19 protein-coding genes are annotated in these 15690 nt (G+C 63.1%); 14 read left to right on the top strand and 5 right to left on the bottom strand.

Annotation, left to right across the window (positions count from 1 at the left end; translation table 11 throughout):
- The 4 genes from ACTIFJ_RS06950 to ACTIFJ_RS06935 form a co-directional block, all read left to right on the top strand.
- The coding region (locus tag ACTIFJ_RS06950) for an aminotransferase class III-fold pyridoxal phosphate-dependent enzyme (RefSeq protein WP_439533373.1) at positions 1-710 on the top strand (710 nt) is incomplete at its 5' end.
- A gap of 17 nt (positions 711-727) precedes the next feature.
- Positions 728-1180, top strand: coding sequence for a cupin domain-containing protein (locus tag ACTIFJ_RS06945; protein WP_439533372.1), 453 nt, complete (start codon positions 728-730; stop codon positions 1178-1180).
- Positions 1177-2181, top strand: coding sequence for an NADP-dependent oxidoreductase (locus ACTIFJ_RS06940; RefSeq protein WP_439533371.1), 1005 nt, complete (start codon positions 1177-1179; stop codon positions 2179-2181). The genes ACTIFJ_RS06945 and ACTIFJ_RS06940 overlap by 4 nt, the downstream gene beginning before the upstream one ends.
- Before the next feature lie 14 nt (positions 2182-2195).
- Entirely contained in the window at positions 2196-3260 is a 1065-nt protein-coding gene (locus ACTIFJ_RS06935; RefSeq protein ID WP_439533370.1) for an LLM class flavin-dependent oxidoreductase, read from the top strand.
- Between the two features lie 45 nt (positions 3261-3305).
- Here the strand turns inward: ACTIFJ_RS06935 and ACTIFJ_RS06930 are convergent, their stop codons facing one another.
- From ACTIFJ_RS06930 to ACTIFJ_RS06915, 4 genes are all read right to left on the bottom strand, one after another.
- Positions 3306-3683, bottom strand: a complete 378-nt coding sequence (locus ACTIFJ_RS06930; protein WP_439533369.1) for a response regulator — start codon at positions 3681-3683, stop codon at positions 3306-3308.
- A complete protein-coding gene (locus tag ACTIFJ_RS06925) occupies positions 3676-4728 on the bottom strand; it encodes an HWE histidine kinase domain-containing protein (RefSeq protein ID WP_439533368.1) in 1053 nt (350 codons plus the stop codon). Before ACTIFJ_RS06925 ends, ACTIFJ_RS06930 begins: the two co-directional genes overlap by 8 nt.
- A gap of 108 nt (positions 4729-4836) precedes the next feature.
- A complete protein-coding gene (locus ACTIFJ_RS06920) occupies positions 4837-5346 on the bottom strand; it encodes a DUF4440 domain-containing protein (protein WP_439533367.1) in 510 nt (169 codons plus the stop codon).
- A 37-nt stretch (positions 5347-5383) separates the two neighbouring features.
- Entirely contained in the window at positions 5384-5791 is a 408-nt protein-coding gene (locus ACTIFJ_RS06915; protein ID WP_439533366.1) for a YybH family protein, read from the bottom strand.
- 79 nt (positions 5792-5870) lie between these two features.
- On the opposite strand from ACTIFJ_RS06915, the gene ACTIFJ_RS06910 reads away from it, so the two are divergent.
- The gene (locus tag ACTIFJ_RS06910) at positions 5871-6674 is read left to right on the top strand and encodes an alpha/beta fold hydrolase (RefSeq protein ID WP_439533365.1); all 804 of its coding nucleotides are present in this window, start codon (positions 5871-5873) and stop codon (positions 6672-6674) included.
- Here the strand turns inward: ACTIFJ_RS06910 and ACTIFJ_RS06905 are convergent, their stop codons facing one another.
- Positions 6675-7295 (bottom strand): helix-turn-helix domain-containing protein, encoded by a 621-nt coding sequence (locus ACTIFJ_RS06905; RefSeq protein WP_439533364.1) that lies wholly within the window; start codon positions 7293-7295, stop codon positions 6675-6677. It abuts the gene before it with no gap.
- Between the two features lie 86 nt (positions 7296-7381).
- On the opposite strand from ACTIFJ_RS06905, the gene ACTIFJ_RS06900 reads away from it, so the two are divergent.
- The 9 genes from ACTIFJ_RS06900 to ACTIFJ_RS06860 are packed head-to-tail and all read left to right on the top strand — an operon-like array spanning position 7382 to position 15550.
- Positions 7382-9856 carry a TonB-dependent receptor gene (locus ACTIFJ_RS06900; RefSeq protein ID WP_439533363.1) on the top strand — a complete coding sequence of 825 codons (2475 nt, stop codon included), beginning with the start codon at positions 7382-7384 and terminating at the stop codon, positions 9854-9856.
- A gap of 57 nt (positions 9857-9913) precedes the next feature.
- Positions 9914-10351, top strand: a complete 438-nt coding sequence (locus tag ACTIFJ_RS06895; RefSeq protein WP_439533362.1) for a cupin domain-containing protein — start codon at positions 9914-9916, stop codon at positions 10349-10351.
- A gap of 1 nt (position 10352) precedes the next feature.
- On the top strand, positions 10353-10973 hold the full coding sequence (locus ACTIFJ_RS06890) for an ureidoglycolate lyase (RefSeq protein ID WP_439533361.1): 621 nt from the start codon (positions 10353-10355) through the stop codon (positions 10971-10973).
- Positions 10974-10985: 12 nt separating this feature from the next.
- Complete coding sequence (locus ACTIFJ_RS06885; RefSeq protein ID WP_439533360.1) at positions 10986-11567, top strand: carboxymuconolactone decarboxylase family protein; 582 nt, start codon at positions 10986-10988, stop codon at positions 11565-11567.
- A 30-nt stretch (positions 11568-11597) separates the two neighbouring features.
- A complete protein-coding gene (locus tag ACTIFJ_RS06880) occupies positions 11598-12770 on the top strand; it encodes a methyltransferase domain-containing protein (protein ID WP_439533359.1) in 1173 nt (390 codons plus the stop codon).
- Complete coding sequence (locus ACTIFJ_RS06875) at positions 12767-13129, top strand: hypothetical protein (RefSeq protein ID WP_439533358.1); 363 nt, start codon at positions 12767-12769, stop codon at positions 13127-13129. The genes ACTIFJ_RS06880 and ACTIFJ_RS06875 overlap by 4 nt, the downstream gene beginning before the upstream one ends.
- Positions 13129-13920, top strand: coding sequence for an alpha/beta fold hydrolase (locus ACTIFJ_RS06870; protein ID WP_439533357.1), 792 nt, complete (start codon positions 13129-13131; stop codon positions 13918-13920). Before ACTIFJ_RS06875 ends, ACTIFJ_RS06870 begins: the two co-directional genes overlap by 1 nt.
- Positions 13917-14465 (top strand): hypothetical protein, encoded by a 549-nt coding sequence (locus tag ACTIFJ_RS06865; protein ID WP_439533356.1) that lies wholly within the window; start codon positions 13917-13919, stop codon positions 14463-14465. The genes ACTIFJ_RS06870 and ACTIFJ_RS06865 overlap by 4 nt, the downstream gene beginning before the upstream one ends.
- A 56-nt stretch (positions 14466-14521) precedes the next feature.
- A complete protein-coding gene (locus tag ACTIFJ_RS06860; RefSeq protein WP_439533355.1) occupies positions 14522-15550 on the top strand; it encodes a hypothetical protein in 1029 nt (342 codons plus the stop codon).
- Positions 15551-15690: the final 140 nt, after the last annotated feature.

Below are 15690 nucleotides of genomic sequence, written 5' to 3'. Positions count from 1 at the left end.
AGCCGATGCTCGGCGCTGGCGGCCTGTTCCCGCACCCCGACTATATGCCGGCGCTGTACGAACTGATCCGGGAATATGGCCTGTTGTGGATCGACGACGAAGTGCTCTGCGGCTTCGGCCGGCTTGGCCACTGGTTCGGCTATCAGATGTACCCCGGCATCCATCCGGACATCATCGCGGCGGGCAAGTCGATCAACGGCTCCAGCCTGCCCTCGGGCGCCGTCATCGCCTCCCGGCCGATCGCCCAGTTCTTCGAAGATGCCCGCTGGTGGAGCGGCACCACATGGGACGGGCATCCGCTGATCGCCGCCTCCATCGTCGGCTGCCTCGAAGCCATGCTCGCCGAGGACATCATCGGCCAGGTCCAGGCCAAGGGCAGGATCGTCCGCGCCGGCCTCGACGATCTCAAGGCCCGCCACCCCAGCATCGGCCGTATCGGCGGCAGCGGCCTCTATCACGCCGTCGATCTCGTCGGAAAGGACGGCAAGCCAATCATCGCCGAAGATCGTTACACCGGCTTCACCGGCGACCTGTCGCAGAACCCCAATGCCATCATCGGCCGCGAATGCGCAGCGCGCGGCGTCTTCCTCGGCGGCTTCGTGCCCAACACCGTCAAGGTGGGCCCGCCGTTCATCATCAGCCAGGCCGAGATCGACACCGGTCTCGCCGCCTTCGATGCCGCACTCACCGTGCTGGAGACCGGTCTTTAGGAGAGGGAGGAAACACCATGGACAAGATCGCCTGGGGAAAATTCGCGCATTATCACTACGACGAGACCGATCTCGATCAGGAACCGGACCTGGAGTTTCCCTTCGTCCCCGGCTCGCGCTTCCGCGCCGTCAACATCGGCATCGACGAGCCGGCGCTGCAGGTCAATCTGGAGGACTTCTACAAGGGCGTGGACATTCCCTGGACGCTCGCCCACGATGAAGCCCATTATGTCGTGCAGGGCGAATGCGAGGTGCAGGTCCACATGCCGCCGCTGATGCTGGAAAGCCAGACGATCATCGCCCGCGCCGGCACCACCTATTTCCTGCCGCGCGGCTGCCGGGTGCTGTGGCGAGTCTTGTCGGAAGAGCCTTTCCGCCACCTCTGCTTCTGCTATCCAAACCCGAGCTACCCGATCCCGGTAGCACGCAGCAAACAGGCCGAGCTGGCCGCCAGCCAAGGACCGCGATGACAACAGCCGCCACCCGCCAGATCCGCCTCGTACGCACGCCGGCCGGCATCCCGACCGAAGAGGATTTCGAATGCGTGGCGGTCGCGCTGCCGGCGCTGGAGCCGGGCCAGGTGCGGGTGGCGCCGACCTTCCTGTCGCTCGATCCTTATCTGCGGCTGCAGATGGCGAAGCGGCACCTGTCGGGCAATCTGCTGCCGGGCCAGCCGGTGATCTCGGAGCTTGTCGGCACGATTACCGAGAGCAACGACCCGCGGCTCGAGCCCGGCCAGACCGTCGCCGGCTTCGGCGCCTGGGCAGACCTCACCACCATCGCCGCCGATGGCCTGCGCACGCTCGATTTCGGCGCGCTGCCGCCGTCGCTGGCGCTGGGCGTGCTCGGCATGCCGGGACTCACCGCCTATGCCGGCGTTTCCGAGCTGCTCAAGCCAGGCCCTGACGACGTGCTGGTCGTCTCCGCCGCCGCCGGGCCGGTCGGCTCCACCGTCGGCCAGCTGGCGCTCGCCCGCGGCGCCACGGTCATCGGCATCGCCGGCGGGCCGGAAAAATGTCGCTGGGTCGTCGAGGAAGCCGGCTTCAGTGCCTGTATCGATCACCGCAGCGAGGACATTGCCACCAGGTTGCGCGAGCTGGTGCCCCAGGGCCCCAGCCAATATTTCGACAATGTCGGCGGCGAGCTTCTCCGCACCATCCTCGTCAACATGAAGCCGCACGGCCGCATCGCGCTGTGCGGGATCATGGACGATTACAATTCGGACACCCGCAGCCCCGGCCCGCTGCCGCTGGAGATCATCGGCGCCCGCGCCACGCTGATGGGCCTCGTCGTCTATGATTACGAGCATCTGCGCGCCGACATGATCTCCACCGTCGCCGGCCTGATCGAAGCCAAAAAATTCGCCTGGCGCGAAGACGTCTCGGAGGGCCTCGAATCCGCGCCGTCCGCCTTCGTCCGCTTGATGCAGGGCCGCAACTTCGGCAAAACCCTCGTGCACCTCAAATCCTGAAGGACCCGGCCCAGATGAAATTCGGCGTTTTCCTGCCCAATGGCAGCAATGGCTATATCCCGTCCGCCGGCAGCCCGCAGTACATGCCGAGCTACGCCCACAACAAGGCGGTGACGCTGGAAGCAGAGCAGCAGGGGCTCGATTTCGTCCTGTCCATGATGAAATTCAAGGGCTTCGGCGGCGACACCGGCTATTGGAACGGCTGCATGGAATCCTTTACGCTGATGGCTGCGCTGGCCGCCGACACCAGCCGCATCGGCCTGTTCCCCAGCGTCACCCTGCTCAGCACCCACCCGGCCATCGCCGCGCGGATGATCGCCACCATCGACGACATCAGCCAGGGCCGCTGCGGCCTCAACATCGTCACCGGCTGGAACAAGCCCGAATACACCCAGATGGGCCTCTGGCGCGGCGACGAATATTTCGATCGCCGCTATGATTTCGCCGACGAATATCTCGGCATCGTCAAGGCCCTGTGGAAGGACGGCGAAACCACCTGGAATGGCGAGTTTTTCCAGCTCAACAAATGCACGGTGCTGCCGCGCCCCGCCCATGACATCCCTATCGTCTGCGCCGGCCAGAGCCCCAAGGGCATCGAGTTCACCGCCCGCATGGGCGACCATAATTTCGTCATTGCCCACGCCGACGCCCTCAAGCCGATCGTCCAGAATGTCCGCGCCGAATCCGCGAAAAACAATCGCCGCGTCGGCACCTACGGCCTGTTCCACATGATCACCGCCCGCACCGACGCCGAGGCCCGGGCGCTGGCCGAAGACATTGTCGCCAAGGCCGACAAGGGCGCCATCACCAACATCCTCGCCAGCGCTGCCATGGACACCAACACCGGCGGCACCGCCGACCGGATGAAGTCCGGCCTGTCGCTCACCCTCGAACAGGGCAACGTGGCCTTCATGGGGATCCCGCTGATCCACGGCAGCCCGGAAACCGTCGCCACCAAGATCGATGAAATCGCCGCCGAAACCGGCGTCGAAGGCCTGCTGTTCAGCTGGCCAGACTTCGTCGAAGGCATTCGGGACTTCGGCGAAAAAGTCATGCCGCGCCTCAAGTGTATGTCGTAGGGCGAGGATTTCGCCGGAACGGGCGGCCTGTCGCCAGGGTTGCCATTAGTCCGTTCCTTCACTGACGAGACGCCGAAGCACTTCCTCGAATCGATCGGATCTGAAAGGCTTTTTGAGCACCAGATGATCCTCGAATCGTTTGCCGAAGCGATGCTCGTCATTGCCGGTGGCAAAGGCAAAGGGGATATCCCGCCTGTCCAGCGCTTCGGCGACCGCGATGCTCCGTTTGCCATTCAGGTTCACGTCCAGAGTTGCCAGATCAAACCTGTTGTCCGCAATGAGGTCGATAGCGGTCTCGACGGATGTCGCGACGGTGATCGATTTGCATCCGAGGTCGCCCAGCATATCCTCAAGAAGCATGGCGACAAGCATCTCGTCCTCGATCAGAAGAACGGTTTTTCCCGAGAGCAGGGCGCTATCCACTGAGCACCGCTTGCGGAGCCGGAACCAGAATTTTGCAAACCACCCCCTCGGGCGGATAGTCCAGTTCAATTCCGCCTGCCAGTTCGCGGGCCAGGCCATGTTCAATAAGCCGTGAGCCAAATCCCCTGCGTGTTGGCACGCTTACGGTCGGTCCACCTGTCTCACGCCAGCCGAGGCGAAGCCACCGGCCATCCGGCTGAGCCTCCATTGTCCACGCAATCGAGACCGTCCCGGTATCGTTCGACAAGGCGCCATATTTTACCGCATTGGCTGCAAGCTCATTGAACGCCATGCCGAGTGCCAACGTCGCCTTCGGGGATAGCCGGATGTTGTCGCCCTCAACGACGAAACGGGCAGAGCGACCCTCGCCTTCCCTGTACGGGGCAAGCACTTCAACAACCAGATCGCGAAGGCCGGCACCGTCCCATTTCTCGCGACCTAGTAGATCATGGGCCCGGGACAACGCCGCAATCCGCGTTTCTATCGATTCACTGGCTGCCTGTGGATCCGGGGAATTGCGAATTGCCTGCGAGACAATAGACTGAACCATCATCAGGGAATTTTTGACGCGGTGCTTCAGCTCATCGATCAACAGGCCGGCGTGCTGTTCCGCCATTTTGTAAGCTGTCGTGTCGATGAGTGACAGGAAGTGCTGTGTGACGTCCCCCCGCTCGTCTTCGACCGGAGCAACGAAAAGGGTCGCCCAGCACTCACGTTCGTCTTTCCGATGAAAATTGATTTCGGTGTCTTTATCTGACGGATTGGCGAACGCTGCCTCGACCTCTTCCAGAGTTTTCTCCTCAACACCTGCAAGGAAAAAATTGAAGTTTTGCGCGAGCACTTCGTTCCGCTCGTAGCCAATGAGTTTCAAAAAAGCATCGTTAGCAAAAATGATCGGATGGTCTGGGGCGCGCGCATCTGTGAAAGCCATGGGCATCCGCGTTGTCTCGGTGGCGGTCACGAACGGGCCAAGCTCGCTCCTGAACTTTTCCACCTCGCCTTCAGCGATTTTCTGTTCCTGATCTCTCGATGCCTCGTTGCTCACATAGTTGTCCCTGTCGTTGGTTTTCCACAGGACAACAACGCGCCAGCGCTCTAAAGGTTGCCGGCAATCTGCAATGAGCGGGCGGCGCCCAATTTTGGTGTCCTCAGCTCATCCGGGCGACGCGTCGATGATATTCGCCATCAACGGGCCGAAGTGCAGCCCCATCGCGCGCCAGGCGCCACCGTCTCGCGTACAGACGGCGGTGACATAGCCGGCGCGCTGGCGGAAGCCCGCATCCTTCGGCTTGCCACGCTGGTTGAAATAGGCCGACACGGTGCCGGTATCGCCATGGGTGGCCGTTTTCACCTCGAGCAACTGGACTTCTAGCCGCTCCCACTGCGGCCCATGAAAGCCGAGGTGGTCGAGGTAGGCCGCGCGGTCGAGAGGGAAGGGGACATCCGAATCGATCACCAGCGCCGATTCATGCAGAAAGGCGCGGCGTGCGGCGGCGATATCACCCGGCTTGTCCTTCGCTGTAGCAAACGCCGCGCGAAAGGCGGCTTCGAGGCCCGTGTCGCCGGTCTGCGCGGCCGCACCGCCGGCAAGCATCGCGCCCACCGCCGCGCCGGCCACAGCGCCTATCCGCATCGCATCGCGCCGGTCGATGGCATCGCTCATCGCATCTCTCCCTGCATGGTGGCATTCAGCATTCCGTTCAACCCGGGGACTGGGTGGTGACATGGCCAATCACCGGACTCTGCTGCCAGCTGACCAGCTTCCAGCCGGCAGCGGTCTGCGACCATCCCTGGCTGAACAGCATCGGCCGTAGCCGGAAGCCGGCATCGCGCGGCTTTCCGCGAAACATCGCAAAGCCTGTGATCACGCCGGTATTGCCGGCCACCGCAAAGCGCGTATCGCTCGGCTTCCAGGCGAACCCCTCCCAATTGTCGGGGCCGTGAAAAGCGATATGCGCCTGAAACCCTTCCTTGTTGACACGAAAGGGCAGGTCCTCGTCCATGATCATCGCATCGGACAGGATCGCGCCGTAAAAGCCATCGAGATCCCCCTTGGCCAGGGCGTCGACCATGGCCTGGAAGGCCCCCTGAAGCTGCGCAACCGTCATCTTCCCTCCCTCGGTTTTGCTTGCAGCCATGATGCATCATTTGTATACAAAATCAAATATGATTGCTGAGGGGAAAATCATGACAGACGTGCGCAAATCCTATGCCGATACCAGCGGTGGCCAGATCCATGTTCGCAGCCTTTCGGCAGATGGCACGCCGGTCGTTTTCTTCCACCAGACCGCCAGCTCCGGCCAGATGTGGCTAAAGACCATGGAACGGCTGGCCGGACGCTGGCCGCTCCACGCCCTCGATACGCCAGGCTTCGGCGGCTCGTTCGACGCGCCAAAGGACAGCAAGCCGTCGATGTCGAACTATGTCGACTGGCTGCATGAAGCGATCCTCAGCCTGGGCATCGGCCAGTGCCATATCGTCGGCCATCACACCGGCGCCTGCATCGGCGTGGAACTGGCCGCCCGCCATCCGGAACTGGCCCGCTCGCTGACCATGATCGGCCCGGTGCCGCTCACCGACGAGGAGCGGGTGGAATTCTCCAAGCATTTCGGCATCCCGTTCGCCCCGCTGGTCAGCGGCAGCTATCTGCTTGAGAACTGGGAGTATCTCCGCAACCTCGGCGCCCATGCCGACCCGCTGTTGATCCACCGCGAAATGGCCGACCAGCTGCGCGCCTGGTGGGGCAGGGTGCAGAGCTACAATGCCGTCTGGGGACAGGATTTCCCCCATTATTTCAAACAGGTTCAGTGCCCGATCATGATCGGCGCCGCTCCCGACGATGTCCTTTACCCCTATCTCGATCGCGCCGCCCAGATGCGGCCGGATGCCCGCGTCCTGCCGCTGAACGGCGCCAATTTCGAGCCCGATCTCGATGCCGACAATTTCGCCGCCGGCCTTGCCGATTTCCTCACGGGCGTCGATCGGGGCTGATCATTTCCCCAATATCTTGCGGTTGAGCACGGTCTGGGTCGACTGGTCGTAAAGCCCGGTCAGCCGCTCCAGCGCCGCCGCGGCCGAATCGAGCGCCTGTTTCATCCCGTTGATGTCCTCGACCAGCGCGATCAAAATGTCCGACCGCAGTTCTGCATAGGCGCTGGTCGCCTGCTCGCCCTTTTCCGTCAGCCTGTAGCCGGCCTCGCGCCGGCTGTTGCCGGTGATCCGCTCGATCAATCCGGCCTGCTCGATCTTCCTGAGCGAATACTGGATTGTCGACACATCGTTACGGTTCAAAAAGAGCAGCAATTCCGACAGGTTCTGCGCCCCACCGCGCATCCTGATGGAATGCAGCAGGCAGACGTCCTGCGCGCCCAGCGTTGTCCCGCTAACGCTCTTGTGCAGAAAAAATCCCCATCTTGCAAAGGCTTCACTGGCCCGGATCATCGCAAGCTCACAGCGCGTCAATGACGAGGCCGGGTCGCAGCCAGTCATGTAGCGATCGGAAATCAGCCCGGGCTCAATGTCCATGTCAGAAAATCCCATGTAATTTACCGAGGAAAACACCGATAAAACGGTCTGAATGCGAGTGTAATCTTTTCCGTTGACACAAATCAAGAAAATCAGCCTAAATCTGTATGCAAAATTGGCGCCCAGCGCAGTTTTGGGGGAACCGGCAAAGCCGGGAGCTAGAGGGGAAAATCATGGACATCCGCCTGACCGTCACCGCAAGTCTCACCGCCATCGCCATCGCATCACAGCCTGTCGCCGCCCAGACCGCCGGCACCGACACGCCGGCCGCGACCAACGACGCGGCGGAGATTATCGTCACCGGCACCAAGCGCGACGAAAAGCTGATCGACGTGCCCGTCGCCGTGCAGGTCTTCAGCGAGCAGGCCATTCTCAAGGCCGGCATCACCCGCCCGCAGGACTTCCTGGCCCTCACCCCCAACGTCAGTTTCCAGACGTCCAACCACGCCGGCGAATTCTTCGTTAACATTCGCGGCCAGACCTCGGTCCGCCAGTCGGAAGGCGCGGTGGCCGTGGTCATCGACGGCGTCCAGCTGGTGACGCAGAACGAGTTCAACGGCGAACTGTTTGACGTCCAGCAGATCGAGGTGCTGAAGGGGCCGCAGGGCGCCCTTTACGGCCGCAACGCCGCCGCCGGTGCGATCATCATTTCAACCAAGCCGCCGACCGACGATCTGGAAGGGCAGGTCACGCTCAACTATGGCAATTGGAACACCATGAGGGCGAACGCCAGCATCGGCGGCGCGATCATTCCAGGCAAGCTCCGGTTCCGCGCCTCGGCCGCCATCAGCGACACCGATGGGCCATTCACCAATATCAACACCGGCGAAAAGGTCATGCGCTCGACCGAAAAGCTCGGCCGCCTGCGTCTGATCTGGCTGCCCGGCGATGACACGACCGTCGACCTGCGCGTCAATGCCAGCCGGCTCGATGGCGGCGCCATCGCCTGGCATTCGCAGGTCGTCGGCGCCACCCAGGGCGGTTTCCGCATCGACCAGATCGACACCAACGAGACGCGAGGCCAGTGGACCAATGACGTGCCGGGCAACAACCGGCAGGACAAGTTCAACACCTCGCTCAAGATCGACCATGATTTCGGCGATGTCACCTTCACCTCGATATCCAATTACAGCAAGATCACCGACAATTATCAGGGCAAGAACTATCCCTATGGCGCCTTCAACTTCGCCGGGAACAGCTTCGATTCGCAGGCGCTGTCGCCGGGGACCACGCTGAATATTCTGGCCGCCTTTGGCGACAACACCCAGAAGTACACGATCGGCAACAAGGCCTTCACCCAGGAATTTCGCCTGTCGTCGAAGTCCGACCAGCGACTGCGCTGGCAGGTCGGCTTCTTCTTTCTCACCCAGAAGCGTGATTTCCTGATCGAGCAGGGGCTGAACGGCCGCCTCTCGCAGGACAGCAACGGCAATTATCTGCCGCCCTACGTCATTCGCGGTACCACCATCGGTGCCCCGGTGTCGCCGGTGGACCGGCTGATCATCGGCGGCGGGTCGATCCTGCCGACGCTCGGCATCGACGGCATCAATACCAACAATGGCACGGTCGGCTATGACCGCAACCTCGTCAACGGCAAGAACTATGCGCCTTTCGGCAACGTCCAGTATGACGTCACCGAGCAGCTCGAAATCCAGCTGGCCGCACGCTACGACATCGAGGAACGCGATACCACATCGGCGGCGCCGGACATTCGCAATCCCTTCTATTTCGTCGGTGGCGCCGGCTCGGGATCGGTGGGCGGCGCGGCCTTCCCCACCTACAATCTCTGCGTGGCCACCACCGGCCGCAATGTCGCGGACTGCAAGGACAAGAAGACCTTCAAGCAGGTCCAGCCCAAGGCGACCGTCACCTACAAATTCCCCTCGGGCAATGGCTCGATCTATGGCGGCTTCGGCCGCAGCTTCAAGTCGGGCGGGTTCAATCCGATCGGCACGCGTGCCTTGCTGGTGTCGGTGATCCCCGACATCCTGGTGCAGGACTTCTATGACAAGGAAGTCGCCGACCAGTATGAAATCGGCTTCAAATCCATCCTGTTCGATCGCCGCATCCAGTTCAATGGCGCGGTCTATCACACCAGCGTCCGCAACGCGCAGCAGTTCGAATTCTTCCCGACCGGCGGCCTCAATGCCGTGTCGTCGATCAAGAAGGTGCGGATCCAGGGCTTCGAGTTCGACATCAACGCCCAGGTCACCGACACGTTCAGCATCTTCGGCGGCTTCGGGCTGGCGGACAGCAAGATCACCGATATCGACAGCCAGAATGCCGCCGACCGCGCAGCTATTATCGGCAACCGGCTGCCCTTCGCGTCCGATTATAATGTCGCCGCCGGATTCCAGCTGCTGCAGCCCGTCAATGACAGCATCAGCGTGCTGGCGCGTGGCGAATATACCCGTGCCGGCTCGGTCTGGTATGATCAGCGCAACGCCGCCAACACGCGCCGCGATCCCGTCGATCTGGTCAACGCCCGCCTGGGGCTGACCACCGACCGCTGGGACCTGACGCTCTGGTCCAAGAACCTGTTCAACGAGCAGTATAATTCCGATGCCGTGGTGATCCTGCCGATCGCCCATGCCGTTCACCGCGCCGCGCCGCGCAGCTTCGGTGTGGAGGCGCGCGCCCGCTTCTGATCAACCAGCCCGGGCCTGCGGACAGCCCCGCAGGCCCCTCATCCGGGGAGAACCACCATGCCGATCGGCCTCGCACCCACCGTCCGCTCGAAGTTCGAGCACCACAAGATCGACGAAGCCGCGCTGGACGGCGCGCCGATGTTCGACCTGCCGTTCAACCCCGGCGTGCAGATCCGCGGCTATTCGGCGATCAACCAGCCGAACTGCCAGATCATCATCGAGGATTTCATGCCGGGCACCGAATTCGACTGGACCTTCGTGCACGATGAGATGCAATATTGCATATCGGGGGAGATGGAGGTCGAGGTGTCGCTGCCACCGCTGTATATGGAAACCACCAAGGCGCACATCACGCCGGGCACGGTGTTTTCCTATCCGGTCGGCGCCCGCAAGCACGTCAAGGTCATCGGCGACGCGCCGTTTCGTCACCTGTGCTTCTGCCCGCCCAGCCCCGACTATCCGTTCCCGACACTGGAACAGCTGAAAGGGTCCTGACATGGCGGATTACGCCGAAATCGACAGCATCGACGAGGCGGCCGTCAGGCACGAGGGCAGGGGGCCTGCCCCCACCATCATCACCATCCCCGTTCAGCGCGCCACCGCCGAAAAGCTGGCGCGCTACGGCACCATCCTCGGCGCCACCCCCTCCGTGGCGCCGATGCCGATTGATTTCTATGATGGCGCCGTGAAGGTCCGCCGCGTCGCCGATTTCGCCGCGCATGGCGATGTCGAGATGCCGATCGTCACCCTTCAGCGCCGGCCGCTTCAGGTCCGCTGGATGGAGCGCCACTTCAAGCACACCCAGGGCTTCATCCCGCTCGGCGGCAAGCCCTTCGTCGCCTGCTTCGCCCCGCCCAATGACCAGGATCTGCCGGACCTGGACGCCGTCGAGGCCTTTCTGTTCGATGGCAGCGCCGGCTTCCTGATGCACATCGGCACCTGGCATGAATTCCCGTTCGCGCTGCTCGACGAAACCAACCTGATGATCATCCTCACCCGCCAGGCCACCGATGGCCTTGTGCGGGACAATGTCATCCAGGACGAAGCCCAGAGCGAGGATCTCGACAAGAAGGACCTGACAAAGCGACTGAACGTCCGCCTAGATCTCATTGTATAGCAAGGAACACGCATGCCATCGCCCGTCATCTCGCCCATTCCCCGCGACGCCCTCCCCGCCGACCTGCAGCCACTGCACGATCTCGGCGTATCGCGCACCGGCGATGCCACCATCATCGGCGTCATGGCCCATCAGCCCGACCTGCTGCGCTGGTATTTCGGCGAATTCTATGACGGCCTGTTCTACAACAAGAACAAGGGCATGACCGTCGATGTTCGCGCCAAGGAGCTGCTTCGCCTCAAGCTGTCGAAGCAGCATGGCTGCCAGTTCTGCAACCGCTTCAACACCGTCGAGGCGCTGAAGGCCGGCATCACCCAGGAACAGGTCGATTCCATCTTCACCCCCGAAAGCCCGCTGTTCTCGGACCGGGACCGCGCCATCATCGCGCTCGGCGAGGAAATGATGCTGCAGAACATGGAAGGCCAGCTCTCACCCGCGCTCTATGCCCAACTGAAGGCGCATTTCTCCGATGCCCAGATCATCGAGCTGGGCTTCATCGCCGCCGTGCTCACCGGCGTCGCCAAATGGATCTTCACCTTCGACATGGTCGATCGCGAGGAAATCTGCCCCATCCGCCCTCCGCTTGCCGCCTGAATGAAATCAACAGTCTGAAAGGAAAACCTCATGGACATTCTCGAAGCCAACAGTCAGGGCCAGCATGCCGTGCTGCCCGCCACCACCTCCGACGAATTCTCCCGTCAGGAGTTCGTAAAGAGCCTCAAGCTCCATCTCGCCACCAGCGTTTCGGCCGGCAACCGCAACGCCTTTGAAGTTCGCGCCCGCCCGGCCTGGCAGAAGGCTCATGGCAGCGAGCCCGCCACCTATGCCGAGATCCGCAAGTCGATGACCGATGAGCCTTATTTCAACTTCTGGGGCGCCATGCTGCGCAACAGCCAGGAGATGATGTGGAAGTCGGTGCAAATTCCGGTCCAGCGCCAGCTTCCCGAACTCATCAAGGCCAGCAAGGAGACCAACGGCACCAACGGCAGCCTGCGCCTCAACCCGGACATGGAAATTCCGCGCTATCACACCATGGTTGATATCCATTGCATGCCCGGCGGCTATCACACCGACTTCACCGAGGATGATGTCGCCAATGGCGCGGTTTATGACAGCGCCGTCTACATCTACGCCATGGGCCGGATGGGCCCCTATAATTCGGATATCGGCGATACCACCATCGCCTGGATCAAGGCCAACCATCCGGACTTCAAGCCCAAGCGCATCCTCGACATGGGCTGCACCGTGGGCCACTCGACGCTGGCTTATTGCGAAGCCTGGCCCGAGGCCGAAGTCTATGGCATCGACATCGGCGCCCCGGTGCTCCGCTATGCCCATGCCCGCGCCCAGGCGCTCGGCAAGACCGTTCACTTCAGCCAGCAGAACGCCGAGGCGACGGACTTCGAGGACGGCAGCTTTGATCTGATCGTCAGCCACATCCTCGTCCACGAGACCAGCAACGGCGCCATGCGCAGGATCATGCGCGAGTGCAACCGTCTGCTCGCCGATGGCGGCCTTGTCGTCCATGCCGAAACCCCGCCATACCGCGATCTCCCGACCTATGACGCCTTCATGCTGGACTGGGACACCCGCAACAACAACGAGCCCTATTGGGGCGCCAGCCACGAGATCGTCGCCGCCGACATCGCCGCCGAGACCGGCTTCGATCCGGCCAAGGCGTTCGAGGCCTATCAGCCGAGCGCCTTCGAAGCCGCCCAGGCCAAGCGCACCAACGTCTTCCAGGGCGGTGACTTTGGCGGCGGCGGCGCCTGGTGGCTGTGGGGTGTGCGCAAATGAGCGTAACGCTGCAACAAAAGGCCAAGGGGGATCGGCCGCAATATTTCGCCGATCCCGCCATCGACAAGAACCTCTCGATCACCCTCGCGCTGGCCGGCGAGGTCGCCGTGCTGCGGGACCGGCTGGACAGCATCGAGCGGCTGATGGAGGCCGGCCAGCCGATCAGCCGCGCCGCCGTCGATGCCTATGTCCCGCCGGTCGCCGTGCGCGCCGAGCGGGACCAGTGGCGCGAGCAATATCTCGCCACCGTGCTCCGCATCGTCCACCAGGAGCGCGAGGAACTGGCCGCCCGCGCCGCCGAAATGGCGTCGGCCGTCACCGCCTATGAAGAAGCCGTCGCCGCGGTGGAGAACGACTGATGATCACCCGGCGCTATGCCAATTGCCGCGATGGCCAGATCCACCTGCGCGAGAGCGGCCCGGCAGATGCGCCGGTTATTGCCTTCTACCACCAGACCGCCAGCTCGGGGGTGATGTTCGAAAAGGTCATGGACCGGCTCTCGGACCGATACCGCTGCCTGTCGTTCGACAGCCCCGGTTTCGGCCAGAGCTACCAGCCCGAAAACATCCCCGACCTGGCCTTCCAGGCCGACCGGCTGATGGAAGCGATGGACGACCTCGGCGTCGACCAGTTTCACGCCTGCGGCCATCACACCGGCGGCTGCGCGGCGCTGGAAATGCCCGGCCGCCATCCCGGCCGCTTCCTGTCGCTGACGCTGATCGGCCCGGTCCTCGTCAACGACGCCGAGAAAGCCGAATACCGCAAGACCTTCATCCGCCCCTTCGCCGCCGAGCCCACAGGCGCCTTCCTGCAAACCGCCTGGGACTATCTGGCCATGCTCGGCGCCAACCACAGCCTCGAGTTGCACCTGCGCGAAATGGTCGATCACCTCACCGCGCACCGCACCATGCCGATGGCATTCAGCGGCGTCTGGAACCAGGATGTCGAAAGCCTGTTCCGCGCCATCGATGTGCCGCTCCACATCATGTGCTCGAAGGACGATGTCCTGTGGCCGCTGTTCGAGCGCGCCCGCACCGTCCGTCCGGACGCTCATACCTCGATCGTCGAAGGCGCTGATTTCCAGCCCGACCGTGATCCCGATGGCGTCGCCAGCGCGCTCGCCGCCTTTCTGGAGAAGCTTCCGTCATGATATTCGACACCGACCTGATGCTGTTCCTGCCCTACACGCCGCGCGCCGATTCCGACGCCCGCGGCTATGAGGCCTGGCTGCGGGAGGTCGACGCGCCCTTCTTCAACAGCGTCCCCGGCATCATCCATTATTCCAACTGGAAGTGCAGCGAGCCCACCGCCGGCCAGTTCACCCACTTCGATTTCCTCTATCTCGATCCGGCCATGGCCGACCAGGTCTGGAGCAACCCGGAGGTCATCGCCTTCGCCGCCGGCTGGACCGAAAAATGGGGGATCGACCCCAAGGCCGAGGATCTGGCGATCAACTACAACAGCTATCGCCTGCGCCTGTGCTCGGGCCAGGCGACGTTCGACCCCACCGCTGTGCGCATCGCCGGCAGCCAGACCAAGACACCCCGCTTCGGCGGCGCCGTCTGGGCCGTCGAAGCCTCGGTCGTCGGCACCAGCCCGCTGCCCTGCTACGAGTTCGCCTTCGGCAGCGCGGCCCATAGCGAAGGCCCGGCTGACAGCCGCCTCGGCACGCTCATCGCCGCACCCAACCAGTAAATCACGTATCCCGGCCAAAACCGGCCGTCACGCACCCCGAAGGGGAGGGGGGAACCATGCACAATCTCAACCGCGAAGATCCCGGATTCTACAATCTGCTCGCCCTCACACGGACAACGCTCGACGGCCCCGCGCCGATCGCCGGTCTCCACGGCGCGCTGATGAGCCAGGACGTCCGCAGCGGCGCCTATACCTGGGTCGTCGAAATCCCCGCCGGCTGGCGCGCCCGTGTCGACGCCAGGACCGCCAGCCTCGAATTCTTCCTGTTCAACGGCAGCCTCAGCCTTGATGACGGCACCCATGCCGCCGAGGAAGTCGGCGCCACCGGCTATATCCACGTCCCCCAGCTTTGCGGCGGCGGCGAGCTCCACTCCCGCAAGGGTGCCCTCGCGCTCGCCTTCTGGAACCCCAACATCCCCTGCTTCCCGTTCCCCTACACCCGCAACCGCCTGATCAAGCCGCACAACGAGCCCTGGGTGAACAGCGTCCCCGGCGCGCACGGCGTCGTCCACAAGTCGCTGCGCAAGCCCGATCCCGTCCCGCATCCCAGCGACGAAGGCTTCGACGGCGGCCCCGGCGGCTATCTGCGCTTCCAGTTCATCGAGCCCGGCCTCGTCGCCCCCAAGGAGCATGTCCATCACGAATGCTTCGAGGAGATCATCCTGCTCCAGGGCGACTGCTTCCTGATCAACGAGGGCCAGATGGGCATCGGTAGCGTCGTCGTCCACCCGCAGGAATTCTACCACGCACCCTTCGCCACCCGCAGCGGCGCGCTGCTGCTCGTCCATACCGATGCCCCCATGGGCTACCCCTGGCCGCCGCGCGACTATCCCGAAGTCGAAAAGCTCACCGGCGCCTATTTCGACGACGCCCGCTGGGACATCCCCACCGAACATGTCGAATGGGCCGACCACCCCCTCAAGGCGCTGCAGGACGAATCCGCCACCTACCAGAACTGGCGCAAAAACGGCGACAGCGCGCTGTGGGGCGACGATGACCCCGGCAAGAAAGTCCCGGAAATGCCGGGAAAACAAGGCACAGCATCGAAATTCCGCGCGAGCTGGACAAGGCATGAGTGCGAGTAGGAGGGAAGGGGCCTCCGGCGGTAACAAGAGGCCTCCGGCGGCTGGGGCCGCAGGCCCCAGACCCCAATAATGTGGCTCCGGAAAGCGACAGCAGATGGTCCTGCGGGATCAACCGAATTAATTGGGGGGTCTGGGGCCTG

The sequence above is a fragment of the Polymorphobacter sp. genome, from assembly GCF_051860865.1.
Taxonomy (GTDB): domain Bacteria; phylum Pseudomonadota; class Alphaproteobacteria; order Sphingomonadales; family Sphingomonadaceae; genus Sandarakinorhabdus.
Note: the sequence above shows the minus strand (reverse complement) of the source record. Positions and strands in the feature narration are given on the sequence as shown.